This window comes from Chitinophagales bacterium (genome assembly GCA_019694975.1).
In the GTDB taxonomy this organism is placed as follows: Bacteria; Bacteroidota; Bacteroidia; order Chitinophagales; family UBA10324; genus JACCZZ01.
Genome location: JAIBAY010000007.1, coordinates 204906 through 229886, shown reverse-complemented (window position 1 = coordinate 229886; position 24981 = coordinate 204906). Strand labels below are relative to the sequence as shown.

The 24981-nt window shown below is 47.4% G+C and carries 22 protein-coding genes; 11 read left to right on the top strand and 11 right to left on the bottom strand.

The features are described 5' to 3' along the window. Positions 1 to 407: 407 nt before the first annotated feature. The 6 genes from pdxH to K1X61_13540 all read right to left on the bottom strand — a co-directional run bounded on the left by pdxH (position 408) and on the right by K1X61_13540 (position 6259). Positions 408 to 1055: a pyridoxamine 5'-phosphate oxidase gene (gene pdxH / locus K1X61_13565; protein ID MBX7109674.1), complete on the bottom strand. Its 648-nt coding sequence runs from the start codon at positions 1053 to 1055 to the stop codon at positions 408 to 410. A 38-nt stretch (positions 1056 to 1093) separates the two neighbouring features. Continuing rightward, entirely contained in the window at positions 1094 to 1657 is a 564-nt protein-coding gene (locus K1X61_13560; GenBank protein MBX7109673.1) for a 2-oxoacid:acceptor oxidoreductase family protein, read from the bottom strand. Beyond that, entirely contained in the window at positions 1654 to 2496 is an 843-nt protein-coding gene (locus K1X61_13555; GenBank protein MBX7109672.1) for a hypothetical protein, read from the bottom strand. Before K1X61_13555 ends, K1X61_13560 begins: the two co-directional genes overlap by 4 nt. After that, positions 2486 to 3553 carry a 3-methyl-2-oxobutanoate dehydrogenase subunit VorB gene (locus K1X61_13550; protein MBX7109671.1) on the bottom strand — a complete coding sequence of 356 codons (1068 nt, stop codon included), beginning with the start codon at positions 3551 to 3553 and terminating at the stop codon, positions 2486 to 2488. The genes K1X61_13555 and K1X61_13550 overlap by 11 nt, the downstream gene beginning before the upstream one ends. Positions 3554 to 3560: 7 nt before the next feature. Continuing rightward, positions 3561 to 3887, bottom strand: coding sequence for a 4Fe-4S dicluster domain-containing protein (locus K1X61_13545; protein ID MBX7109670.1), 327 nt, complete (start codon positions 3885 to 3887; stop codon positions 3561 to 3563). A 338-nt stretch (positions 3888 to 4225) separates the two neighbouring features. Further along, positions 4226 to 6259 (bottom strand): tetratricopeptide repeat protein, encoded by a 2034-nt coding sequence (locus K1X61_13540; protein ID MBX7109669.1) that lies wholly within the window; start codon positions 6257 to 6259, stop codon positions 4226 to 4228. Between the two features lie 505 nt (positions 6260 to 6764). Between K1X61_13540 and K1X61_13535 the strand changes: the two genes are divergently transcribed. The 3 genes from K1X61_13535 (at position 6765) to K1X61_13525 (ending at position 10323) form a co-directional block, all read left to right on the top strand. Further along, positions 6765 to 7493 (top strand): DUF2092 domain-containing protein, encoded by a 729-nt coding sequence (locus tag K1X61_13535; protein ID MBX7109668.1) that lies wholly within the window; start codon positions 6765 to 6767, stop codon positions 7491 to 7493. Between the two features lie 31 nt (positions 7494 to 7524). Continuing rightward, a complete protein-coding gene (locus K1X61_13530; protein MBX7109667.1) occupies positions 7525 to 8625 on the top strand; it encodes a hypothetical protein in 1101 nt (366 codons plus the stop codon). 279 nt (positions 8626 to 8904) lie between these two features. Next, a complete protein-coding gene (locus tag K1X61_13525) occupies positions 8905 to 10323 on the top strand; it encodes a gliding motility-associated C-terminal domain-containing protein (protein ID MBX7109666.1) in 1419 nt (472 codons plus the stop codon). 22 nt (positions 10324 to 10345) lie between these two features. Here the strand turns inward: K1X61_13525 and K1X61_13520 are convergent, their stop codons facing one another. Further along, on the bottom strand, positions 10346 to 10957 hold the full coding sequence (locus K1X61_13520) for an OmpH family outer membrane protein (GenBank protein MBX7109665.1): 612 nt from the start codon (positions 10955 to 10957) through the stop codon (positions 10346 to 10348). Between the two features lie 229 nt (positions 10958 to 11186). Next, entirely contained in the window at positions 11187 to 11732 is a 546-nt protein-coding gene (locus K1X61_13515; protein MBX7109664.1) for a DinB family protein, read from the bottom strand. Positions 11733 to 11905: 173 nt separating this feature from the next. Here K1X61_13515 and K1X61_13510 point away from each other — a divergent pair, with 173 nt between their 5' ends. Both K1X61_13510 and K1X61_13505 read left to right on the top strand, forming a co-directional pair. Next, complete coding sequence (locus K1X61_13510) at positions 11906 to 13135, top strand: sterol desaturase family protein (GenBank protein ID MBX7109663.1); 1230 nt, start codon at positions 11906 to 11908, stop codon at positions 13133 to 13135. Beyond that, complete coding sequence (locus K1X61_13505) at positions 13136 to 13852, top strand: lysoplasmalogenase (protein ID MBX7109662.1); 717 nt, start codon at positions 13136 to 13138, stop codon at positions 13850 to 13852. It abuts the gene before it with no gap. Positions 13853 to 13874: 22 nt separating this feature from the next. On the opposite strand, the gene K1X61_13500 is transcribed toward K1X61_13505, so the two are convergent. Then, a complete protein-coding gene (locus K1X61_13500; protein MBX7109661.1) occupies positions 13875 to 14615 on the bottom strand; it encodes an energy transducer TonB in 741 nt (246 codons plus the stop codon). A 117-nt stretch (positions 14616 to 14732) separates the two neighbouring features. Between K1X61_13500 and aspS the strand changes: the two genes are divergently transcribed. The 5 genes from aspS (at position 14733) to K1X61_13475 (ending at position 20922) form a co-directional block, all read left to right on the top strand. Further along, positions 14733 to 16505, top strand: a complete 1773-nt coding sequence (gene aspS / locus K1X61_13495; GenBank protein MBX7109660.1) for an aspartate--tRNA ligase — start codon at positions 14733 to 14735, stop codon at positions 16503 to 16505. 289 nt (positions 16506 to 16794) lie between these two features. Further along, complete coding sequence (locus K1X61_13490; GenBank protein MBX7109659.1) at positions 16795 to 18126, top strand: M20/M25/M40 family metallo-hydrolase; 1332 nt, start codon at positions 16795 to 16797, stop codon at positions 18124 to 18126. A gap of 78 nt (positions 18127 to 18204) precedes the next feature. Beyond that, positions 18205 to 19017 (top strand): LytTR family transcriptional regulator DNA-binding domain-containing protein, encoded by an 813-nt coding sequence (locus K1X61_13485; GenBank protein MBX7109658.1) that lies wholly within the window; start codon positions 18205 to 18207, stop codon positions 19015 to 19017. A 108-nt stretch (positions 19018 to 19125) separates the two neighbouring features. Beyond that, the gene (locus K1X61_13480; protein ID MBX7109657.1) at positions 19126 to 19728 is read left to right on the top strand and encodes a hypothetical protein; all 603 of its coding nucleotides are present in this window, start codon (positions 19126 to 19128) and stop codon (positions 19726 to 19728) included. An 18-nt stretch (positions 19729 to 19746) separates the two neighbouring features. Further along, positions 19747 to 20922 (top strand): beta-lactamase family protein, encoded by a 1176-nt coding sequence (locus K1X61_13475; GenBank protein ID MBX7109656.1) that lies wholly within the window; start codon positions 19747 to 19749, stop codon positions 20920 to 20922. A gap of 142 nt (positions 20923 to 21064) precedes the next feature. Here K1X61_13475 and cysS read toward each other — a convergent pair whose 3' ends face one another. Further along, positions 21065 to 22552, bottom strand: a complete 1488-nt coding sequence (gene cysS, locus K1X61_13470) for a cysteine--tRNA ligase (protein MBX7109655.1) — start codon at positions 22550 to 22552, stop codon at positions 21065 to 21067. Between the two features lie 536 nt (positions 22553 to 23088). Beyond that, entirely contained in the window at positions 23089 to 23565 is a 477-nt protein-coding gene (locus K1X61_13465; protein MBX7109654.1) for an SRPBCC family protein, read from the bottom strand. Positions 23566 to 23705: 140 nt separating this feature from the next. On the opposite strand from K1X61_13465, the gene K1X61_13460 reads away from it, so the two are divergent. Beyond that, positions 23706 to 24977 carry a serine hydroxymethyltransferase gene (locus K1X61_13460; GenBank protein ID MBX7109653.1) on the top strand — a complete coding sequence of 424 codons (1272 nt, stop codon included), beginning with the start codon at positions 23706 to 23708 and terminating at the stop codon, positions 24975 to 24977. The last annotated feature ends 4 nt before the right edge of the window (positions 24978 to 24981 follow it).

Genomic DNA, 24981 nt, shown 5'->3' with positions numbered 1-24981 from the left:
TCACTGAATTCTACTGTTAATGACATGGCTCTTACAGTAAGATTTGCTTACTCCATCTAAGGTCATTATTTCTTTAATATGCCCGTATATATCTTTAACCTTAGTTTTCAACTGCTAAATCCGGGTTGAATAGTACTTGTTCTGTTCAACTATGATTTTATAGATCAGGCGCTTTCAATGGATTCGTTTTGGAAAAAAGTGTGCAGTTATACAGAAAGTAAATTTCAGGACGATTCAGCTCATACACTGCAATGAAGAATCTTCCCGCTAATAGCTATCTCAAAACAGGCACTCAATATGGTCATGCCGGATTTATTTCGGCATCTGCCAATGAATTGAAGAGATCCTGATTTCGATCAATCGCGACAGGATGACTCAAGGAACTTTGAGATATCTTCTAACTTGAATTACGGCGCGAGGCGTTCTGTTTTCCAGTCTCCCTGATCGGTTTTTTTATAGACAATTCTGTCATGCATGCGGCTTGGCCTGCCTTGCCAGAATTCAACAGCAACAGGTTTCACACGGTATCCACCCCAATGCGGCGGCTTGGGAATTTTCCCATGTTTAAACCGCTCGGCGTAATACTGAAAAGTTTCTTTCAGCCATGACTGCCCTGCCACCACCATGCTTTGCGGCGATGCCCATGCGCCGATCTTGCTTCCTTCAGGCCGGCTGTCGAAGTAGTCAATGCTTTCTTTCATGGAAATTTTTTCAGCCGTGCCGTTGATCCGCACCTGCCGTTCCAGTTCTTTCCAGAAAAACAACAGGCAGCAATTCGCATTGTGTGTGAGTTGTGTACTTTTTGTGCTGTTGTAATTCGTGAAGAATACAAAACCATTTTCATCGTAAGCTTTGAGCAATACGATTCTCGCATCCACCCAACCTTCCGCAGTGCCGGTTGCCAGTGTCATGGCATTCATCTCCTCAATCGCCGACTTTTCCGCCTCGTTCCACCATTTTTGAAATTGCAGGAATGGAGTTGCGGCCATGTCTTCTTCCTGTAGCGTATTGAGTGCATACTCTTTACGCAACTGCGAAATTTCTTCCGGTTTCATAAAACGCTGTTTGTTGTATTGCGAAGATGATGCAATTATCAGGATACATCCACTAAATGTTGCCGGAGCAGTAAAGCGCCCCTGTCCAGTGCTTCGCGGTTGATGCCGAGCAGGTGGTGATATTTTTCAGGCAATACTTTTTTCAATGCTTCCAGTATGGATGTTGTTTTAACCACCGGTTTCAGGTGAAGGTAAGCGCCGAGCATAATCATATTCATGATTTTCGCATTCTTCATCTGCAGCGCTTCCGTGGAGGCCGGAATACCGATGAGGGTAAGGTCTGTCCTTGTGCTGGGCTGAAAGATATTGCCCGATTCATACAGCAGCAATCCGCCTTTTTTAACCCTTGGAGCAAACTTATCCATGGAAGGCTGATTCAATACAATGGCTGAATCAAAGAAAGAGATGATGGGTGAACTGATTTTATGATCGGAAAGGATAGTGATACAGTTGGCTGTGCCGCCACGCATCTCGGGCCCGTAAGATGGCATCCAGGAAATCTCCTTTTCTTCCATCATGCCTGCATAAGCCAGTGTCATGCCGAGCGACAATACGCCTTGTCCGCCAAATCCTGCAACAATGAGTTCTTCTAACATGATTATTGTACCTCCTCTGGGTTTTTAAGGTCTTCCGCTTTGGGCACTTTGATATCGCCAAGCGGAAATGTTTTAACCATTTCTTCATCAATAAACCTGGCGGCTTCCACCGGTGTCATTTTCCAGTTAGACGGGCAGTTGCCGATAATTTCCACCAGGCAGGTTCCTTTATGCAATGACTGATAGCTGAATGCATGCTGCAATGCTTTCTTGGTGCGCCGTACCGCATTGGCGCTGTTCACGGCCTGACGGGTGACATAGAATGCTCCCGGCAGATTCGCCATCAGCTCAGCCACTTTGATCGGAGCACCATAGTAGCCCACATCCCTGCCATCGGGGCTGGTGGTGGTTTTCATGCCGGCGAGCGTGGTGGGAGCCATCTGTCCGCTCGTCATTCCATACACTGCATTGTTCATGAAAACGATCAGTATATTTTCACCACGGTTGATGGCATGCAGTGTTTCAGCAATGCCGATTGCCGCCAGGTCTCCATCGCCCTGGTAAGTGAAAACAAATTTGTCGGGCATCAGCCTTTTCATGGCGGTAGCTACTGCGGCTGCTCTTCCATGTGCGGCTTCCTGCATATCAATATCCATGTAGTCATAGGCGAACACGGAACAACCGACAGGCGCTACACCAACGGTCTTTTCCTGTATGCCCATTTCTTCCACCACTTCCATAATCAGCTTGTGCACGAGGCTGTGCGCGCATCCCGGGCAATAGTGCATATTGACATCAAGCAATGTGCGCGGGCGGTGGTAGACCATCTCATATTCTTCCTGCCGGCATTCGGGTACCTTTAATGCGAGTGCGGTTTCCGGTAATAACAGTTCTTCAGTTTGCATGATTCTTCAGCATTATTTTTTCAAGATGCTCTACAATTTCTTCCGGTGTGGGTAACATGCCGCCGAGCCTACCATAAAACCCTACCGGCACTTTACCGCTCACCGCCAATTTTACATCCTCTACCATTTGTCCGCTGTTCAGTTCAACGCTGAGCATCAGTTTTACCTGCGAGGCCAGCTGCAACAACCGCTGATCAGGATACGGATATAAGGTGATGGGACGCAGCAAGCCGACTTTGATACCTTTTTCCCGTGCGATATCCATCGCCTTCTGGCAGATTCTCGCACTCAATCCATAAGCGACGAAAAGGTATTCGGCATCTTCGGTGTTATATTCTTCCAGTCTTACTTCCTGCTCACGGATCGCTGCATATTTAGCATTTAGCTTCAGATTGTGCTGTTCCATTTTCTCAGGCTGAATATGCAAGGAGGTAATATAATTGCGGCTGCGCGTAGCAGGTTTGCCCGTGGTGGCCCATGATTTATCAACGGAAGGTATTGTATAATCGTTGAATTGTACTTTCTCCATCATCTGCCCGATGGCGCCATCCGACAATATCAATACAGGATTGCGGTATTTGTCGGCAAGGTCAAAACCGAGGTAAACAAAGTCAGCCATCTCCTGCACGGAGGACGGTGCCAGCACGATCATTTTATAATCGCCGTGGCCTCCGCCTTTCACCGACTGGAAATAGTCACCTTGCCCGGGTTGTATCGTTCCCAGTCCGGGTCCTGCGCGATTAACATTTACGATTAAGCAGGGCAGTTCAGCGCCGGCAATGTAGGAAATACCCTCCTGCATGAGGCTGATGCCGGGCGAGGAGGAAGAGGTCATCACGCGAAAACCGGCACCTGCTGCACCGTATACCATGTTGATGGATGCAACTTCACTTTCAGCCTGCAGTACAATCCTGTTATGTTTCGGCATTTCCCTGGCGAGATATTCAAGCACCTCGGATTGCGGTGTGATCGGATAGCCGAAGTAGGCATCGCAACCGGCCAGTATTGCGGCTTCTGCCAAGGCCTCATTCCCCTTCATTAATTTTATCTCTTTCATATACTGGTCATTTTGTTGATGCGGCTATAGAACGGAGCTGATCACGGATATCGGCGGGTGTGATGTCAACGGAAGCTTTCTTTGGATGTGTGCGGTACACAGTGATAACCGCATCGGGACAAACAAGTGCGCAGTTGACACAACCCGTGCAAAGCTCATTGTTGGCTATGATGTACCGATATCCTTTTATATTGATGGTTTCGGAAAGACGGAGGGCTTGTTCTTTGCAGGCGGTGGTGCATAGTTCACAACCCTTGCATTTTTGAATATCAATCTCCACCCTGCCTTTCACCTTTCTTTCCTTTGCCGGTGTCTTTTCAGTCTTCGTTTCCATGACCATTGTTGCTGTTATCAGGTGTGTAAAATTCGATTGCCGATCATATTCATTTTATGCTGATTGTCATATTATCACATGATAAAAATCAGTGTCCGGCGGTGCAACGGCAATGGTTTCAAAAAGCTCCGGTGAATGAATGTGGCTGTATGAATTTATCTCGATAATGAACAGATCGGTGGCAGGAACAACTGATGCTGCGGAATCACCAGTCAGCAGGTTGAAAGATGCTTATCAGTTACTGCTATTAGATAAGCAACATGCACCTTTCCTGCAAATAATATATTGCAGGACAACATCACTGACCGCCGCTACCTTATTGAAATCAATACCATGGCTTATAACTGAAGTTGCTGCAGTAAAGGCTGATAGCCGGCATTGCCTGCATGATACTGTTTTAGCCGGAGTGCAGTTGCTTTGGCTTTGGCAGGGTTGTTATGCTGCAGGTAAAAGATAGTGAGTGCATATAAGAGATCACCGTCAGTGGGGCTGATCTGTAAACCTTTCAGGAATATTTTTTCTGCATCCGCCGTTTTGCCTGTTTGCTGCAGGAAAAGCGCATAATTGTAGTAAACGCGGACATTGAGCGAATGCAGTTCAACCGCCTTTTGAAAAAAATGCAATGCATTTTGGTCCTGCTTCATTTCAGCATATAATAATGCGAGGTTGTAACAGATGAAATCATTGGCCGGTTCTGCCTTTTGCGCCAACAAAAGTTGCTGCAACGCTTCTTCGTTTCTCCCGCTTTCATTTAATGTTGAAGCAAGGCCAACCCTTGCCGCTGCCAGCAGGTTATCTTTTGCAAGCGCAAGGCGGTAAAATTTCTCCGCCGCAACCGGATTCTGAAGGCGCCGGTAATAGTCTCCGGCCAGCACATTGCCCTGTGCAAAATCTGTCTGGTAATTGATGAAGCGCTCTAATTCACTTCGAGCATTGTTATAGGCGGATAGGTGCGCGGCGGGCAGTTGGTTTGCAGGCAATGTCGTGTAAAGTTCGGCCGCAGCAATCCGCACGGCGAGTATTGAGTCCTGCAGGTAGGGTGCAGCAGCATCGCGCCATATTGCAGGATCATAGCCAAGGAGACCTTTTAGCGATTGGTATCGTACGATGGCCGCGGTGTCACCGGCGTATTTCAAAAGCAAGGCGCCGATGCTTTCCGCATTAAGCCTGCTGATATAGTCAACCGCGGCAGCACGTACGATATTTGGTACGGCAGTATCGCCTGTCAGCTTACGCAAATGCGCTTCGCTCCCGGAATCGAGCAGGCTGCCTGGTACCAGGTCTTCCGCGAAATGATACTTCCTGGTTGCGCCAAAATTTTTTTCGATGGCCTGTGCGGCCCAGGACGCTGTTTTATTCGCATGGCAACTGTTGCAGGTATTCGGTGTACCATACTTTGCTGTTAGATCAGGACGCGGAATGCGAAAACTGTGATCATGCCGCAGGTCAACACCCATATAGATGGCAGATGGCATGTGGCAATTGATGCAGCTGCTGCCTTCCGACTGTTCGGCATGCATGGTGTGTGAAGTAAGATTATACTTGGCTGTTGAATGACATTGTGAGCAAACCTTGCTTCCTTCCAGCTTCAGCTGACCACTATGCGGATTGTGGCAATTGGAACACATCACACCGCGGTGATACATCCTGCTTTGCAGGAACGATGTGTAATTGTAATCTTCGTCCCGCATCTGACCATCGGCATAAAAGAAAGTGCTCACCGGTAATTCCGCAATAAAATCATTCATGAATTCATGGCCTGGCAATACGGCGCCTGTTATATCCACCCGTCTTGCGTGACAATAGCCGCAGGTATTCACCTGTTGCCGTTGTCCTTCTGAGCTTGTTGTATGCAGCATCGAACCAACAACTTTGTGACCATCCTTGTAGCCATTGCTGCTGATATAGTCAATATGCAGTTTGCCAGGGCCATGGCACGATTCGCAGCTTACATTCACTTCATCATAAGTTGTATGGTAGGTATCACTTGCCTGGTCATAGCCTTTCTGCACATTCGTGCTGTGACAACCGGAACACATCGTATTCCAGTTCTGTCCGTTGCCCGTCCAGTGCAGCCAGTCGCCGGCCGGAATTTTCTGCCCGGCATACTGATGAAACCATCTTTTGTTTTTGACATCCCAGCTTGCCCGCACAGGTTGCATCCTGCCGCCCGGAAATTCAACGAGGTATTGCTGAAGCGGTGTAAATCCGAAAGTATACTTCACTTCATAGTCATGGTTTTTGCCGTCTTCTCCCTCTGTATTGATAAAAAATTTCTGCTCCTTCCTGAAAAAACGTGAGGTTACACCATCGGCTGTAAGCACTGCATTGTTGAAGTTGCCATAGACGGTAGAATCGGTAGCCGGAAGCATTGCCTTGTAATGATGGGAAGTCAGCCAATCAAGATGTTCCTGCTGATGACATGAACGGCAGGAGCCGCTGCCGGTGTATTCATTGGCCTGTGTTACCTGATTATTTTCTTCCGCCAGATTACAGCGACTGGTATTGATAATGGCTATTGCAGCCAATACAAAGAGGAAGAGCGTAATCCTGATTTTCATCTTAACAATCCATTGTGGTCAGGCAGGTGTTATCCTGTTTTCTGTGCAAGTGGTGATGGTCAAATGTAGTTTATTTCGCATCATGCTTTGCGATTGAGCGGTTGAAAATCCTTCTGTTGCCGTTGAAGGAATAGTGGCGCTTACCGGCAAAGTGCATCACTGTTTGTGCAATGATTGTTAACCAAAGAAGGTATAAACGGCAGGGTCGATTTGCAAGACCATGAAATGAGTAATATATTTATCGCTTCACAGGACGCAGCAACTATGCTTTCATTGTTATTTCGTTACTGAAAATTCAAATGATAAAATCTAACGCATGAAAAACATGATCGCTGTTTTGCTCCTGTTGATGGCCGGGTTGCAACCGGTTTCGGCACAGCAGGGGAAGTATGATACAGTTGCCATTATGATCCTCGACCACATGAGTGATGTGATCGGTGATCTGACGTCTGTGAGTTTTACACTGCAAACAAGGATTGATGCTGATGATCCGGACCTCGGGTTGTCTACGCATTTCTATAAGCACCAGGTTTATTTTGACGGGCCTGATAAAATGCTGGTCTATAGCGATGGCGACAAAGGAAAAAGAGGGTTCTATTACAATGGCACGAGGCTGGTCTATTACTCATTTGCTGAAAATAACTACGCTATTATCAGCACGCCGCCAACCACGATTGAAACGATAGACACGGTGAATAAAAGCTATGGAATAGATTTTCCTGCCGCGGACTTTTTCTACCCGACATTTACGGATGACCTGATGAGCAGCAGTGATAAGATACTGTTTGCCGGTATCAGGAATGTAGACGGGAACGAGTGCTTTCAGGTGATTGCAATTTCACCTGAAATGACGATACAGATCTGGGTTGCGAATGATGCGATGAACCTGCCGGTGAAGTTTCTTATTACCAGGCATGGTAAGGATGAAGGCAAACAGTATGAAGGTACTTTCTTAAACTGGCAGATCAATCCTCTATTACCGCCTTCGATGTTTGAATTTGTTCCACCGCCGAAAGCACGCGCCATTTCCATCATGGCCCGTTAATTTTTCCATCTTTCATTAAACGCTCTGTACAATGCATGCTTTTTTTATTAATAAGAAAATGGCTGCCCATCTCAACTTGCTGATGGCGGCCCTGCTTATTTCTTTCACCGTCAATGCGCAGCAAATGCGGCATGGCGGTGGTGGTGGCAGTATGTCAAGGCCTTCCGGCGGATCAACGATGTCGCGGCCATCAGCACCTTCCGGCGGCGCCTCCAGCATGTCACGGCCATCCACACCATCGGCCGGTGGTAATAAAGGCACCATCAACGGTGGCAGTCAGCGTCCGCCCGATCGCAATCCTTCCGGCAGTGGCAATGCAGCAACGAGGCCTCAGCAGCCGGCTGTCAATAATAATCAGGCGGGCAGACCATCCGGCGGAAATAACAATTTAAACACGGGCAACAAACCAGCCGGCGGGAACAACATTAATTCGGGAAACAAGCCGGCCGGAGGTAACAATAATGTTGGTAATGGTAACAGGCCTTCCGGTGGAAATAATACAAACATCAATGGCGGCAACCGGCCTTCAGGCGGTGGTAATATCAATATTGATAACAGCACCAATATCAATATCAATAACAACAGGAATACAGTGGTGAGAAACAGTAACTATCACTATTCCCGGCCGCCTTATGTTTATGGAGGGCATCGTTATTATTGCCATAATCCTTATTACTATCATCCTTATCGACCTTACTATTGGGGACCGGTATGGCACCCTTGGGGATTTTTTGTGGCCACTTTAGCGGTAACGGCTGTGGTGGTGAGTGTGAACAGTCAGCCATACTACTATGATCAGGGCGTTTATTATGTGCAGGGAAGCAGCGGATATACTGTGGTGCAGGCACCGGTGGGTGCGACGGTAACAACATTACCGGCGCAATCGCAAACAGTGGTCATCAATGAAACCACCAATAATTATTATTACGGCGGAGCGTATTATGAAAAGTCAGCGAATGGATATACCGTGGTGCCGCCAACTGCAGGTGCCATCGTGGAAAATCTGCCGGAAGGTGGTGAAGAAGTTAAGATCGGCGATGTTACCTATGTTAAGATCGGTGAAACCTATTATCAGCCGATTCAGAAAGACGGAAAAAGCATGTATGAGGTAGTGAATGTTGAAAGTGAATAGAAGCTATCTCAAAATACCCGGAGTCATCCTGTACCGATTGATAGGGATCAGGATCTCTTCCATTCATTGACAGCTGCCGAAATAAATCCGGCATGACCGCATTGATTGCCTGTTTAGAGATAGCTTCTGGTTACCAATTGTTGCATGATGCGGTGGAAAATGCAATACACAATTGGATCAGTTGGGTGAGATAGATATTTAATCATGCATGTTGTGCCATGCACTTTTATACCCACTATGAATGCATGGCTGTATATCTTTAGCTGAAGAATGCTGCACATGAGAGGAGTTTTTTTAATAATCTGCTTATTCGCTGGATACGCTGCAGGCGCTCAGATAAATATCACCTTCACTATTGATGTTACCGGATCTGCTGTTGGTGCCGGAGGCATGCACATTGCCGGACAGTTTGCGACCGACAGCGCCATCAGTATTAATGCAGACTGGAATCCGGCTGCTCCCGGCAGCAAAATGACGCACCTGTCAGGATCAACTTACCAACTCCTCGTCACTTTCCCGTTCAGTGCAGCCGGCAAATTGCTGGAGTTTGAATTTGTACGGGACAGTGTTTGGAACAATAACACGGGAGATGTAAGCGAAGGCAATCCCAATGACTGCTGTCTTGATCTCACCTGCGGTCTAAGCGATCAGAGCGGTGGCATCAACCGGGTGATTACGATTCCTGCATGCTCGGGCAGCTATGATTGTTCCTGGAATATATGTGCATCGCTGATTCCGGGCCCTGATCCTGTAATAACTGTTTCGCCCGGCAACATCATCATCTGTAAAGGAGAATCCGTGCAGCTGAATGCGGCAAGCAGCACTGCTGTCTCCTGGCAGGCAGATCCTACCTTAAGCTGCCTGCTTTGCAATAACCCGTTAGCCTCGCCTGATACCACTACGTATTACTACGCATTCGCAGCTATTGGCAGCTGCATGGCGGTGGAAACTGTTTTGGTGGAAGTGGTGGTTCCTGCAGTCACCGCTGCTGCAGATACTGTTTTATGTAATGGCGCATCGGCGCAATTATATGCAACCGGCAGCGGAAATATAACATGGACGCCGGCCACAGGGTTGAGTTGCTCATCATGTGATAATCCGGTGGCTTCACCGGCCTCCACCATCCTGTACTATGCTACTGCATCAGCAGGTAATTGCTTCGCGAAGGACAGTGTTTTAGTTACGGTGGAAACGATCAGCGTGGAGGCAGGCACTGATGAACAACTCTTGCTGGGAGACAGTGTAATGCTGCATGGATCGGGTGCGTCACAATACCAATGGCAGCCGCCTGACGGACTGAGCTGCACGGATTGTGCTTCGCCGGTGGCAATGCCTATTGTATCGGCTACCTATACACTAACAGGCACTTCAGACAATGGATGCAAAGCTACGGATGAAGTTACCCTCATCGTGATTGTGCCCTGCGATGGTATTTTTTTTCCTAATGCATTCACGCCGAATGGCGACGGACGCAATGAAACATTCGGTCCGGTCAGCAACTTTCATCCGGCGATCAATGCATTCCGGATATACAACCGCTGGGGTGAAATGGTATTTGAATCAAAAAGTTTCAGCAGTCAATGGAATGGGAACCTTCACGGCGAGCCACAACCCACCGGCGCCTATGCTTATGATTTAACGCTGCTGTGTGATGGCAGGCAGGTTGAATTGAAAGGCATTGTATCACTCCTCCGGTGAAAGAAAGATTTTCCCGATCCGCTTAATCTGGCTTCTTTTTCAGGCGTGCATTCATGCCGGTAATCGCATCACCGGTAATATCATACTGCGGCTCGGCATACAATACCTGTCCGCCTTCTACCACAGAAAGTATGACGGTATATTTACCGGAAGCATTGTAATCCTTCAGAAATGAATCAAGAGAATCTTTCAGCTCTTTGTTGAACTTATCGAGTTGGTTTTGAAGATCGCCACTCAGCTGACCCTGCAACTGCTGGATATCCGCCTGTTTTTTTTGCAGGCTTTGTTCAGTTTCCGCCAGTTGCTGCTGCGTCATGGTGGCAGCCTGCTGCTGTGCGCGAGCATATTCTGATTGCAGCTCCTGCCCTTTTTTCGCCAGCGTGGCTTCCATCTGTTTCTGCTTTTGTTCGAGTTCTTTCTTCTTATTAACAAACAAGGCATAATTGTTTTGCATGGAATCGATATTGATGGTAGCGATGCGTGCATCGGACGCCACACCGGTTGCTGATGACACTGCCGGTGTGGTGTCGCTGGCGGCAGCGGTTGTTTTATGACTGCCTAACTGAATATATAACAGTGCGGCAATGATTACGGTAAGCACAATATTCCAGGCAATGAGCAGGGATGATTTCATGAAATGTTTTTTTGCAAAAGTAAGTGTTGATCGTTAGTGTTGCTATACTAATAACATTGCCGTTCATAACTGCGTGAACTCTGGCCATGCCAACACTGTACTCTGCGATTGACAGCGAACTGTTTATTGAAAGGTGATGGTACTGCTTTCGCGGCAGCATAGAAAAATAATTCTTCAATTGCTTTTGAAGAAGCGCTCACCGTATTGTCGGCCATTACCAGCTGCAGGATTATGATTTGATTTCCTTCATCGCTTTCTTCACACGGTTGATCTGCGGCAGGTGATGGTTAAAATGATCACCGAAAAATTGCATCATCTGCATCGCATTGAGCCTGCCGGCACGCGGATGTTTGTAGATTTCACGGCTGATAAGATCATCCGGAAGGTTTTCCAGAAAGTATTTCATTTGCCTGCGTGTTTCATCCCACCGTTGCAGCACTTCGTCAAATGGCAGGTTTTCAGAAGCGGCAGCCAGCACCGCAGGCGCTTTCCATTTATAACCGGAGCGGAGGAAAAGTGATAGCGCCTCCGCACGGATGGTGGCTGCTATTCCCGTTTTCTTTACTGCCTTTCCACCCTGCATTTTTTTGGCTGCATAAGCAATAGAGGCACGTTCAGAAAATTGCAAATGATTTAACACCTGGCTGACCGACCACTGATTGGGATCCGGTTTAAACTGAAGCGATGGCTGATCCAGTTTTTTAAGGTCATCGAGTAATTTTTTCCGCGATGCTTCAAGCGCATTGAACAGCCGGAGCAGTTTTGTTTTTTGCATGGTTGAAAAATAGTGAAACAGCAGCAATCATACTTTCCGGCATCAGCTTTTGGCGGATGCAGCAGAAAAATGAATGCCTGTTGTCAAATCAAACCGGTGTCGGACAGCAGTGTATGCCGGAATGTGTCATTCCTTCTTTTTGAGTTCTCATGTTTCATGTTTAATTTACCGCTATGCCCATCAATCCCATTGTGCTTTCCATTCCTGTCTTCTTCATCCTGATAGGTATTGAAATTATTTATGACCGCATTGCCCATAAAGACCTTTACCGTTTAAATGATGCCATCAGCAATATCAGTTGCGGCATCTTTGAACAGATTACAGGAACCTTTGCGAAAGTATTTACAGTGGCTCTGTATGCAGTAGTGTATGATAAGCTGCGTTTTTTTACGGTACCGGATAAGTGGTATTGGCTGGTGGTGCTTTTCCTGGGCGTTGATTTTTTCTACTACTGGGCGCACCGGATGAGCCATGAGATTAACCTGTTCTGGGCCGGCCATGTGGTGCACCATCAGAGCGAAGAATACAATCTTTCTGTGGCATTGCGGCAGGGCGCATTGCAAAAGGTTTTTACAGCCGGTTTCTACCTGCCACTTGCCTTGCTGGGCTTCAGCCCTGCCTGGTTTCTGCTCCTCAGCGCTTACAATACTTTATACCAGTTCTGGATTCATACCGAGGCCATTCGCAATATGGGGCCGTTGGAATATATTTTCAACACACCATCGCACCACCGTGTGCACCATGGCAGAAATCCAAGATACATTGACCGCAATCACGGAGGCACTTTGATAATCTGGGATATGCTGTTTGGTACTTTTCAGCAGGAAGAAGAGAAAGTGGTGTATGGCATCACCACACCAACACAACGCTGGGATCCGGTGGCAGCGCATCTCAGTCCTTTCACCAATATGTGGAGCGATCTCAGACTGGTGAAAGAATGGCCGGATAAGATCAAGCTGTTGTTTATGAAACCCGGCTGGCTGCCGGCAAAGTATGGCGGTTACCGCGAGCCCAAAGCGGTGCAGGCAGACAGCTACGTTAAATTCAACACACAGCTGAACTTTGAGATGAATATTTACCTGCTGCTGCATTTTCTGTTCATTCTAGGTGGTTCATCTTTTTTCCTGTTTAACCTTAACCAACTCTCTGTCACCGGTCAGCTGACTGGGGCTGCACTCATCACGGCATCCGTGATGTCAACCGGCTACCTGTTTGAAGCAAAACCGCTTGCTGCAATGGTTGAGTACGGAAGGCTTTTATTGGTTGCCGTAATATTGTTCTGGCTGTTAAAAAATTCCGCGGTTTTTATTTATGTAGTTCCCGCTGTGGTGATGATAGTATTACTGTCGGTTTTATGGTTGCAGAAATATTACCGCCTTCCTTTTTCCAAAACAACAGCATAGATGATCAGCAGTATTTTTTCCTTCCGCTCTTTTTTTATCGTTGCCGCCATACACCTCGCCGCCATCGCGGGCGGTGAAACGCTGCAGGTTTTGGCCATCTTGTCGAAGCCGTTGCTGTTGCTCATGCTGACCATTATTTTTTTTACGCAGTCGCGATCAGCTCTTCCTGCATTCCGCAACCTGGTCGGTTCCGCTTTAATGTTTAGTTGGGCAGGTGATGTGTTGTTGTTATTCCAGGAAAAGGATGCTGACTTTTTCCTGGCCGGCCTGATCAGTTTCCTGGCGGCACATGTTTGTTACCTCCTTGCATTCAATATAACGTCCGTTCATCCGGCTAAAACTTTGCTCCGGCAAAAACCATGGATCGCGCTTTTGTTTATAGGATATGGCGTTTTGTTTTTCTTCCTGATAAGAAATGGTTTGGGCAATATGTTATTACCGGTCATGACCTATATGGCAGTGATTTTATTCATGGCACTCAACGCTTTGAACAGGTTCCGACGGGTGGATACCGGCAGTTTCAGTTTGGTTTTTGGCGGAGCATTGTGCTTCTTGCTGAGCGACTCTTTGCTGGCCTGCAATAAGTTTGCGGCGCCTGTTCCCATGGCAGGATTGCTGATAATGCTGACCTATATTGCCGCGCAGTATTTAATTACAAAGGGATGCCTTCAGCAAATAGCAGCAGCTAGCATTCATGCAAGACCGGTATCAGCATAAATCATATCTGGAAGTATGCCGGTTACTTAGGCGGGAAGAACATGCTGATGCTGGTTCGCACTCGCTTGTCTTCGTTCTTTATTTGCCCGGGAATAAATGTCGGCATCATCTTCACCACGCGCACCGCTTCTTCACCGCAACCGCCGCCAATATCTTTTTTAACCTTAACATCCGTGAGTGAACCATCTTTTTCCACTACAGCGGTGATGGTGACAATGCCTTTTATATTACCCTTTTTCGCCGCTGCCGGGTACTTCAGATTCTGAGCAATAAAAAGATCCATAGCTTCTTTCCCGCCGGGATATTCCGGTAACAATGTAGCGGACTCATAGATCTTTGTGTCTTCGGTAACTGTGGTATCACTTGCAGCAGTTGTCGTGTCACGGTCTGTTTCACCAGCTATGGCTTTTTCCGGCCGTTGAATGTTTTCAATGTAATACCGTACCCAAAACTGCCCGGCCCTGTAATCAAAGGTCATCTCCTCAGGCGAAAAAGTGGCGGTGGCAGCCTGATCATTGGGATCGATTACTTCATAATTAAAGATGTTTTCACGGCGCGATTGCTTCGTAATTACAAGATAAAGGTTGGTCGGTCCCTGTGAAATAGTGATCAGCGAGCTGTCGATGGCAATGGTGGAAGGTGTGTTGCGTACAGACTTGTTCGCCATGTCAGCCCACCGTGAACAGGAGAGGAGATACTCCTGTGCATGAAGTTGCGGAGCAATCAGCAGTAGAAATAAGGAAAACGGCAATAATATTTTCATAGGAAAATGATTGATCCTGTAAAGCTACACTGCAACGCAACATGGCATTAAAGTTTTTTCAACGCTGCTAAAAAACTACTTTTGCCATCCGGTTTTAATTTCAATGATTGTCATTTTATGTACAGAACACATACCTGCGGTGAGCTCAGACTGAAGGATGCAGGATCAACAGTAACCCTCGCAGGATGGGTGCAGCGAATCCGGAATTTCGGTGGCATGCTTTTTATCGATCTGCGCGACCGTTATGGCATCACCCAACTTGTGTTTCCTTCCGGACAGAATGCAGAAGATCCTGAAAGGAATGCGGCCATTACAACGATTGCCCATGAACTGGGCAGGGAATATGTGATCGCGGTTTCCGGAACGGTGACAGAGCGCTCCAACAAAAATGCCAGCCTCCCGACCGGCGATATTGAGTTGATGGTAACAAAGCTTGATGTACTGAATGCATCCAAAACCCCGCCCTTTACTATTGAAGATGAAACCGATGGCGGTGATGAGCTGCGCATGAATTACCGTTACCTCGACTTGCGGCGCAACATCAACCAGTATAACTTATTGCATCGTCACCGCGTGGCTCGCGCTGTTCGTGAATACCTCGACGGCCAAAATTTTGCAGACATTGAAACGCCGCACCTGATCAAATCAACGCCGGAAGGTGCGCGTGATTTTGTTGTTCCGTCGCGGCTGAACCCCGGGCAGTTTTATGCATTACCGCAATCGCCACAAACGTTTAAGCAATTGCTGATGGTGGCAGGATACGACCGTTATTACCAGATAGTGCGTTGTTTTCGGGATGAAGATTTGCGGCAGGACCGGCAGCCGGAATTTACACAGATCGACTGCGAGATGGCTTTTGTGCAGCGCGAAGATGTGCTGAACATGTTTGAAGGCATGGTGAAGTTTGTTTTCAAAGAAGTGCGTGGCATTGAGCTGCCTGATTTCCCGCGCATGTCATACGATGCGGCCATGCATGACTATGGCAACGATAAACCCGACATTCGTTTTGCTATGAAACTGGTGTACCTGAAAGAAGGCGACAGTAATACGGTGGGAGGAAAAAACTTCAAGGTGTTTGATGAAGCGGAAATAGTGGCAGGCATCTGCGCGAAAGGATGTGCGGAATATACCCGGAAGCAACTCGATGAACTGACGGATTTTGTGAAGCGTCCGCAGATTGGGGCAACAGGATTGGTTTATATCCGGTGCAATGCAGATGGCAGCATCAAATCATCCATTGATAAATTTTATGGAGCGGAAGATTTAAAAGCTATCGCTGATCATTTTGGGGCCTCACCGGGTGACCTGATACTTATAATGGCCGGCAACACAGGCAGAATAAGGAAAGCATTAAGTGAGTTGCGACTCGAAATGGGTAACCGTCTCGGGCTGCGGAAGAAGGAAGAATATAAACCATTGTGGGTGCTCGATTTTCCATTGTTTGAATATGATGCGGAAGAGAAAAGGTGGAATGCCATGCATCATCCTTTCACTTCATGGCGGCATGAAGACGAAAAATATTTTACAACGGATCCGGGCAGGATAAAAGCGAATGCTTATGATATCGTATTGAATGGCGTTGAAATCGGTGGTGGTTCCATCCGTATTCATCAGCGTGCACAGCAGGAACAAATGTTCAGCATGCTGGGCATGAGTAAAGAAGAAGCCTTTGAAAAGTTTGGCTTCATCCTGAAAGCATTTGAATATGGCGCACCACCGCATGGCGGTATTGCCTTTGGTTTCGACCGGTTCTGTTCCATGACCATTGCCAACCAGGAAAACATACGCGACTTTATTGCTTTTCCCAAAAACAATATGGGAAGAGATATGATGCTCGATGCTCCGGCTGAGATTGATGACAGGCAGAAAAAGGAACTGGGATTGAAGTAGGTGAAAGCTTCAGCCTGCAAGCAGTAAAACCGCAACTCGCTGTGATGATAGCGGACGCCATCTTCACAGGAACCATCCTGAAAAATCCAATTCCAACTTGAAATTTTTATTTAAGCCGGTTTTTTGACCGACACAGTCAGCGCTTTGATTATTTTTGGTTTCTCCAAACTGACAACGTATGCCATCATTCGCCATCATCCTGAAAGAAAAATTTGTTTTAATGCATGCTCAGCCGGCTTGCTTTCTGCTTCGCAGGCGCTCTGTGATATTTCTTGCGCTTTTCCTATGCATGCTTCAGGCCAATGCACAGGTAAATGACTCAATCATCATCCGGCAAATTTTCGATCAGGCACTCACAAAGGGAGAAGCATATAAAAACCTGGAAGTGCTTTGCCGTGACTACGGTAAACGGCTGGCAGGTTCGCCCGGTGCGGCTGGTGCAGTTGAATATACGCGCAGGCTGATGCAACAGTATGGTTTCGACTCTGTCTGGTTGCAGCCATGCATGGTGCCGCATTGGGTGCGTGGCGAACAGGAGACCGCTTACTACGTAACTAATAAGTCGGAAAAGAAACCGCTTACCATCTGTGCCCTCGGAAACTCCACCGGCACCGGTAAAAAGGGAATCATGGCGCAGGTTGTTGAGGTGCACAACTTCAAAGAACTTGATTCACTGGGAAGAAAAAATGTGGAAGGGAAAATCGTTTTCTTCAATCATCCTTTTGATCAGACAAAGATCAGGACCTTTGAAGCCTATGGCGACGGTGTGGAATACCGGTGGGCCGGCGCGGTGAAAGCGGTACAGTACGGTGCCATAGGCGTGATGGTGCGTTCTGTCGCCACTTCACTCGATGATTATCCGCATACCGGTGCCATGCATTATGAAGATTCCCTGCCTAAAATTCCAGCCTGTGCCGTCAGTACCCTGGATGCGGAAGAACTGAGTGCACAGATCCGGCGTGATCCCGCGACGAAAATTTTTTTCCGTCAGTTGTGTGAGATGCTGCCCGATGAACCGTCGTTTAATGTAATCGGTGAAATCAGGGGCACTGAAAATCCGGAACAGTTCATCACCGTTGGCGGTCATCTTGATGCTTGGGAAACAGGTGATGGCGCGCATGATGACGGATCCGGCGTCATGCAATCGGTGGAGGTTTTGTACCTGTTGCAATCGCTGGGCATCCGGCCTAAGCACACGATCAGGGCAGTCATGTTTATGAATGAGGAAAATGGCAGCCGTGGAGGAGATAAATATGCCACAGAAGCAAAATCGAAAAATGAAAACCATCTCTTTGCCATTGAATCGGATGCGGGTGGCTTTGCGCCGCGCGGATTTTCATTCCAGGGCGATAAGGCCACCATCGAAAAAGTGAAGACATGGCGGCCGTTATTTTTCCCCTATGATATCAATAATTTTGAAGAAGGCGGCAGCGGTGCCGACATTGGCCACCTCGAAGGAAACTGCAAGCTGCTGTCGGGATTGATGCCTGACCCGCAACGTTATTTTGATTACCACCACGCTGCAAGTGATACCTTCGATAAAGTTAACCGGCGCGAGCTGGAGCTGAGTGCCGCTGCCATGACTGCTTTGATATACCTGGTGGATAAATATGGATTATAGCGGAACCTACTTTGATTGCAGCTTTAGGTTCATTTTCTACAAAATGGCTGATTGAATATTTTTGTCGGAAAACAGCGCATGCTTCAGTCAAGGCCATATCGCTATAATGATGTAAAGCTGTTCCTCGTTCTCATTCCGGTTATCGCCGCCATCAACTATCATCTTACCTATATCAATATCCGGCTAAACTGGTTCCTCGTACTTACCTACCTGATTGATACACAGCAGGGCTATGTCGGCTGGCTTTGTTGCCGGGCTGTCATCATTTACCTCGACCGTGTGTATCCGTATCAACGGAATACCACGAGGCGGATCTTCCTGCAAACCTTCAGCAGCAGCATCGCCGGACTGGCAGCCATCATCTTGCAAACCATGCTCGTGAACCGGATTTTTACCGATCATCCTATGCCGGTATCATTCTTTACGGTTGACATTGTAATAATTGCCATCTGGTTCCTGGTGGTGAACGGTATATACATCGGCCTGCATTATTACACTTTGTGGCAAGACACAGAAGAGGCGCGTCAGCAGGAGAAAGTGTTGCGCAATGACGGCTATATGGTAAAATTCGGCAAGAAGAATATCTCTATCGCCTTTGCCGATATTGCCGGCTTTGCAATTGAAGATGAATACACTGTATTATACACCACACATTCAAGAAGCTATTACCTCGATGAATCGCTTGACATGGTGGAGCAAAAACTGCCGCAAGAATATTTTTTCCGGCTCAACCGGCAATCCATCATCCACCGGCAGCTTGTTACGGGCTTCGACAGGGGTGAAAACGGAAAGATCCAGGCACTGATCAGGCCAACAGAAAAATTTCCTCAGGCCATTCCGGTGAGCCGTTTGAAGGCGCCTGCCTTTAAATCATGGTTTCAGCCCGCTTAGCTGCTGCATTTCACGGTAAAATCTGCCACACTTCAGGGGAATTGGCCATAAATAGCTTGTTTTTACCCTCAACATGCCTGCATATTTGCGCCTTCAAAATTTTTTAAGATGAAATTTAGGCTACTACTCTGCCTGTTGCTTCCGCTGCAGGCGACATTCAGCAAGGCGCAGGATGCCGCAACATCCGATGCTGATTACCGGAACTTTCCTGTCATCATCAGTTTGCAGTTCCAGAATTTCGCGCTTCCGTTTCAGGATTTGAAAAGCAACTTCGGCCATGTGGGTATTGCGCTGGGAACGGAAGTGAGTTTGAATGGAAAACAAAACTGGGCACAGCAGTTCCAGGCTGGTTTTTATTTTAACAAGGATGCCGGCAACGGATTTTTCACGTACACCCAAACAGTTTACCGCCCGGCTTTCTTTAAGCATTTCTTTCCCGAGCTGAAAGCAGGTATCGGCTGGCAGAGAATCTTTCACCCGGTGCAGACCTTTGAATATCAAAACGGCCAGGTCACTGCTGTTAAAGGAGGCAAATCGCAGTTGATGGTGCCATTGGGTATCTCGGTCGGATACAATAAATACAGTACCAAAACATACGTGTCACCTTTCATCAGTTACCAGGTAGTGCCCGCCTTGTTTTACAACGATGGCATACCGCTCAACTTCTATTCCTTGGTACAGGTTGGAACCCGCATTCATTTTAACTATTAAAAACAAACTAAGCGCTCCATGAAATATCTTTCGATACTGCTGATTCTCCTGATCTCTGTTTCCTGCAGCAAGCAGACCTGGGAGATAGCGGGAAATTCCTGTACGATGCAGGAGGACATCAATAGCAATTATTCCAAAGCCGCTCAGCTGCAAAACCTCCTCGACAAATATGCTGTCATCGGATTGCCCGGACTTGCACTCGCTGTGTATTCTCCCGAAGGATTCTGGGCCGGTGCGGCAGGATATGCCAAGCTGGAAGACAAAACCGTTATGCAGCCCTGTCACCTGCAATATTCTCAGAGCGTTTCCAAGACTTACCTCGCTGTTGCCATCTTAAAATTGCAGGAGGAAGGACGCATCAAACTGGATGAAAAGATCACGGCCTACCTGCCCGCTGAAGTAACGGCAAAAGTAACCGGCGCGGAAAAGGTAACGGTGCGGCAGCTGATGAACCACACTTCAGGAATCGCCGAATACAATGATAAGCCGGCTTACGTGAGTTACCTCCTGCAACATCCGCTTCATGTTTTTACCACCATGGATTATCTTGACTATATCAAAGGCGATGATTTGCGCTTTGAACCCGGCAGCAAACGTGTCTACACCAATACCAACTATCTGCTGCTGGCACTGATAGGCGATCAGCTAACCGGCGATCATGCGAAGTATATGCGCGATCAGATTTTCAAACCACTTGGATTGGTGAATTCCTATTATCGTGATTATGCGGACTATCTGCATCAGCCCGGCCTGGTGAATTCTTATTGGGACCGTTACAGCAACGGTGTGCTGGAAAACTGCTCGGCAATGCAACAGGTGAATGTCGGCTCCTTAATCGGAGATGATGGAATCATTGCGGCGCCGGCTGACTATGTCACCTTCCTGAAAGCATTGTTTGAAGATCAATTGCTGTCACCATCCTCCATGGAACAGATGCTGACCTTCGTGAAAAATGATACCGGGAAATATGCTTACGGCTATGGGCTTGGTATCAGCAATGATCCGTATAAAGAGCATGATATCTACGGCCATTCCGGTGGTGGAATAGGAGCGGGTTGCCTGCTCGAATATATTCCTGATAAGGACACTTACTTTTTTATAGGAATCAATATCGGAACCGTTATCAGCAGTCCTGTTACTGAAAAGGCGGAGCATATCAGGGAAGAAATCCTGGATGTGTTGCTGGAAGAATGATCAGTGTGCAGGCGAGTTTTTTGTGTCGACGCCTGTTTTCTTAAACAGCTGCGCACAGTTTTTACGATCAGCTCTGCCGGCTAAAGATGAACTGTTGCAATGGCTGATGGCTGCATGTTTTCGCGTTGATGCTCCGGGATTTTTATGCTTCCCACGTGGTGCCATCCTTGCCATCCTTCAGCTGAATGCCCACCTTTTGCAAATCATCGCGGATCTTGTCGGAAGTGGCAAAATCCTTTTTGCTGCGGGCTTCGTTTCGCAGCGAGATCAGCAATTCCATCAAACCATTCATCTTGCTGTCGTCATTGCTCTTTTCACCTTTCAGGCCAAATATGTTTGTTACCATATCATTGAAAGTTACTGTGAGTGCATCAAAAGTTTCCCTGCTGACGGCTGATAAAGGAAGCAGCTGATGCTTCCAGGAAAATATGGCTGAACTCAATTCAAACAAGGCAGCGAGCGTCATGGCCGTATTCAGATCGTCCAGCATATATTCCATGCAGGAACTGATCAGGGTGCGGATCCTTTCATCTTCCGCCGGGTTGAATACAGCGCTGTCTTCACGGTAGTGGAATTTATTCAGCGTATCGAGGGCATTCAGCAAACGCTGCAATCCTTTTTCTGCTGCCGACAGCGCTTCATTGGAAAAATCAAGCGTACTGCGGTAATGTGTCTGCAGGATAAAAAACCGCAAAGTCATCGGTGAATACGGATGATCGAGCAAGGGATGATCGCCGCTGAAGAGCTGCGCAATGGTGATGGTGTTGCCCAGCGACTTACTCATCTTCTGCCCCTTCACGGTAATCATGTTGTTGTGAATCCAGTAGTTGGCAATGGCTTTTCCGGTTGCCACTTTGGTTTGAGCGATCTCACTTTCATGATGAGGAAACAGAAGATCCATGCCGCCGCCATGAATATCGAATGGCGTTCCCAGGTATTTCGACGACATGGCGGAGCATTCAATGTGCCAACCGGGAAAACCATCGCCCCACGGGCTTTTCCAGCGCATCAGGTGACCGGCCGGCGCATTTTTCCAGAGGGCAAAATCGGCTGGATGGTGTTTCTCACCCTGTCCTTCCAGTTCGCGGCTTCCTGCAATCATCTCTTCTATCTTCCTGCCGGACAAGCGGCCGTAGTCATTTTGCCCGGCATATTTCGTTACATCAAAATACACCGAACCGTTTACCACGTATGCAAATCCTTTCGCGATGATGTCTTCAATCATGGCAATCTGCTCCACGATGTGGCCGGTGGCTGTTGGTTCGATGGCCGGCCGCAGGATGTTAAGCTGATCCATCATGTCGTGAAAGACGTTGGTGTATTTCTGCACCAGCTCCATGGGTTCAAGCCGTTCCAGTTTTGCTTTGCTGGCAACCTTATCCTCCGCGGCGCGGTCCTCTTCTTCAAAATGGCCGGCATCGGTAATATTCCGCACATAACGGACCTTGTATCCTTCATGCAGGAGAAAGCGGTAGAGGATATCAAACGTTACATAAGCGCGGGAATGCCCGAGATGTGTTTCGCCGCTTACGGTGGGTCCGCACACGTACATACCCACATAAGGAGGATGGATGGCGGTAAACACTTCCTTCGAACGGCTTAAACTGTTATGGATTTTCAACGGGCTCATGGCGCGCAAAGATAGCAGATGCACTTTCAATTGGGAAAAGAAAGAGGCTGCATATGATCTGCTTGCAGGTTAAAAAATGCTGACTATGCAGTATTTGAAAAGTTGTTGCCCGTTAGCGTTGATTCTTCCACTCCTTTATCACTACTTTCTTGTCATGTACACTTAAACATGGGTCCTTTTTTCTTATTGAGTGCACAGAAGGTTTCATTGGTTAACTGTTCACCATGCATTTCCTTCTCAATCGAAATATAAAAAAAGACTTCTAAGGTTAAGGCGCAGCGTTTGACGTAATGAGTAATGTTGCTATGTATTTGCTGCTACGATGCAAAGATTTCCATACAAGATTTTCCTGGTTAAGATACCAGGTGATAAGTGTATCAATCGGTATACAAATAAAGGAAATTCAGAAAGTAAAATTGTATGGGAAGAGTATAATTTAAACAACTAGCCTTTTCATCATGCCATGATTAACCAGTGTGGAAGCAATTACGCTTCAATCATACTGACAGGATTTTTCTAATGACGCAGTCTAAATATTATGCGTCGATATATTTTCTCCACGCATCAGATTCAGCCAGTTTTTTAATCACGTTGTTTCTGGCGGTCAGGAATCGTTTCATATGCCGGTGCAGTAATAATTTTTCTGCCATGATGCCTAACAGGCCGAAAGGCGCTTCGAAGCTTAATACATCTGTCATTACGGTTGTATTGCCGCTTGCATCATAATAATGTTCATGTTCCAGGCTTTTGAAAATGCCTTTCACCATCGTGTCTTTGAAATAACGATCCTCTTCCATGGCAGTGATCGCTACCGTAAGCTGCTGATAGAACCCCAGATGCTTCGCGCGCCAGGTAACTGTTTCATGCAAGCCAATTAGTCCGCTCGTGACGCCGGCAATCGCTCTTTCATGCGTGCGGGCAGTGGAGACCATGTGTACATCAATGCTGCGCGACAGGTTGAAGCAGCGGCGCACCGGTGCATCGATTATTGTTTGTATGCGGATGATGGTCATCTGCGGAGGACAGGTTGCATTCAAGGACAAACATAGTGTATCGTTGACAGCCATTGTCGCGCTGCAGCAACGTTTTAAATCACGCAGTCATCACTATTCCTGCAATTCCGCTTATTTTTGGCCCCTCACTGATACCTGATATGAAACGAGATGATCTACTTTTTTCGCTGCTGCACCGGGAACTTGAACGGCAGCGCCATGGCATTGAACTGATTGCTTCCGAAAACTTCGTGAGCATGCAGGTGATGGAAGCCATGGGCAGTTGCCTCACCAATAAGTATGCGGAAGGATATCCCGGACGCCGCTACTATGGTGGATGTGAAGTGGTTGACGAAGTGGAACAGCTCGCCATTGACCGTGTGAAGGAATTGTTTGGGGCAGCATATGCGAACGTGCAACCACATTCCGGTGCACAGGCGAATACTGCGGTATTCCTGGCGGTGCTGAAGCCGGGCGATACCATCCTCGGCCTCGACCTTTCCCACGGCGGGCACCTGACACATGGGTCTGCTGTCAATTTTTCCGGTAAGTACTTCAGGGCAACCTTCTATGGTGTGGATAAAGCAACAGGCCGCATCAATATGGAGGATGTGCATAGCAAAGCGGTAGCGGAACGGCCTAAACTGATTATTTGCGGGGCCTCAGCATATTCAAGAGATTATGATTACAAACGGTTTCGGGAAATAGCAGATGAAGTGGGTGCATTCCTGCTCTGCGACATGGCGCATCCTGCCGGATTCATCGCAGCCGATTTATTGAATGATCCTTTGCCTCATTGCCATTTTGTAACTTCTACCACGCATAAAACTTTGCGTGGGCCGCGTGGCGGCATAATTCTTATGGGTAAAGATTTTGAAAATCCTTTTGGACTGAAAACACCTAAAGGAGAAATCAGGATGATGTCTTCTTTGCTCGATGGTGCTGTCTTTCCGGGAACACAGGGCGGCCCGCTGGAACATGTTATTGCGGCCAAAGCGGTTGCCTTTGGTGAAGCACTAACGGATGATTTTAAAACTTATACAAGACAGGTGCAGAAAAATGCGCAGGCGCTTGCTAAAGCGTTTACCGATCGCGGCTATAAACTTGTTTCCGATGGCACCGATAATCACCTAATGCTGATTGATTTGCGGAACAAAAATATTTCCGGCAAAAAGGCGGAGCATGTGCTGGTGCGCGCCGAAATCACCCTCAACAAAAACATGGTTCCATTCGACGATAAATCAGCCTTTGTCACTTCCGGTATCCGCGTAGGTGCCGCAGCCATCACTTCACGCGGGATGCAGGAGCAACACATGACACAGATTGTGGAATGGATGGATCATATCATCATGGATCCGGATCATGAATCCCTGATCAGCAAAACGCGCCGGGAAGTGCATGATTTTATGCAGCAGTTTCCGCTTTATGCCTGATTCA

Excerpts from the sequence above, each read along its gene's own strand:
- K1X61_13545 (MBX7109670.1), bottom strand. The coding sequence starts at position 3,887 with ATGGAAACGAAGACTGAAAAGACACCGGCAAAGGAAAGAAAGGTGAAA.
- K1X61_13485 (MBX7109658.1), top strand. The coding sequence starts at position 18,205 with ATGCTTCAGTCAAGGCCATATCGCTATAATGATGTAAAGCTGTTCCTC.
- K1X61_13490 (MBX7109659.1), top strand. The coding sequence starts at position 16,795 with ATGCTTCAGGCCAATGCACAGGTAAATGACTCAATCATCATCCGGCAA.
- K1X61_13550 (MBX7109671.1), bottom strand. The coding sequence starts at position 3,553 with ATGAAAGAGATAAAATTAATGAAGGGGAATGAGGCCTTGGCAGAAGCC.
- pdxH (MBX7109674.1), bottom strand. The coding sequence starts at position 1,055 with ATGAAACCGGAAGAAATTTCGCAGTTGCGTAAAGAGTATGCACTCAAT.
- K1X61_13475 (MBX7109656.1), top strand. The coding sequence starts at position 19,747 with ATGAAATATCTTTCGATACTGCTGATTCTCCTGATCTCTGTTTCCTGC.
- aspS (MBX7109660.1), top strand. The coding sequence starts at position 14,733 with ATGTACAGAACACATACCTGCGGTGAGCTCAGACTGAAGGATGCAGGA.
- K1X61_13515 (MBX7109664.1), bottom strand. The coding sequence starts at position 11,732 with ATGCAAAAAACAAAACTGCTCCGGCTGTTCAATGCGCTTGAAGCATCG.
- K1X61_13510 (MBX7109663.1), top strand. The coding sequence starts at position 11,906 with ATGCCCATCAATCCCATTGTGCTTTCCATTCCTGTCTTCTTCATCCTG.
- K1X61_13535 (MBX7109668.1), top strand. The coding sequence starts at position 6,765 with ATGAAAAACATGATCGCTGTTTTGCTCCTGTTGATGGCCGGGTTGCAA.
- K1X61_13540 (MBX7109669.1), bottom strand. The coding sequence starts at position 6,259 with ATGCTTCCGGCTACCGATTCTACCGTCTATGGCAACTTCAACAATGCA.
- K1X61_13505 (MBX7109662.1), top strand. The coding sequence starts at position 13,136 with ATGATCAGCAGTATTTTTTCCTTCCGCTCTTTTTTTATCGTTGCCGCC.
- K1X61_13530 (MBX7109667.1), top strand. The coding sequence starts at position 7,525 with ATGCATGCTTTTTTTATTAATAAGAAAATGGCTGCCCATCTCAACTTG.
- K1X61_13465 (MBX7109654.1), bottom strand. The coding sequence starts at position 23,565 with ATGACCATCATCCGCATACAAACAATAATCGATGCACCGGTGCGCCGC.
- K1X61_13520 (MBX7109665.1), bottom strand. The coding sequence starts at position 10,957 with ATGAAATCATCCCTGCTCATTGCCTGGAATATTGTGCTTACCGTAATC.
- K1X61_13460 (MBX7109653.1), top strand. The coding sequence starts at position 23,706 with ATGAAACGAGATGATCTACTTTTTTCGCTGCTGCACCGGGAACTTGAA.
- K1X61_13525 (MBX7109666.1), top strand. The coding sequence starts at position 8,905 with ATGAGAGGAGTTTTTTTAATAATCTGCTTATTCGCTGGATACGCTGCA.
- K1X61_13555 (MBX7109672.1), bottom strand. The coding sequence starts at position 2,496 with ATGCAAACTGAAGAACTGTTATTACCGGAAACCGCACTCGCATTAAAG.
- K1X61_13480 (MBX7109657.1), top strand. The coding sequence starts at position 19,126 with ATGAAATTTAGGCTACTACTCTGCCTGTTGCTTCCGCTGCAGGCGACA.
- cysS (MBX7109655.1), bottom strand. The coding sequence starts at position 22,552 with ATGAGCCCGTTGAAAATCCATAACAGTTTAAGCCGTTCGAAGGAAGTG.
- K1X61_13500 (MBX7109661.1), bottom strand. The coding sequence starts at position 14,615 with ATGAAAATATTATTGCCGTTTTCCTTATTTCTACTGCTGATTGCTCCG.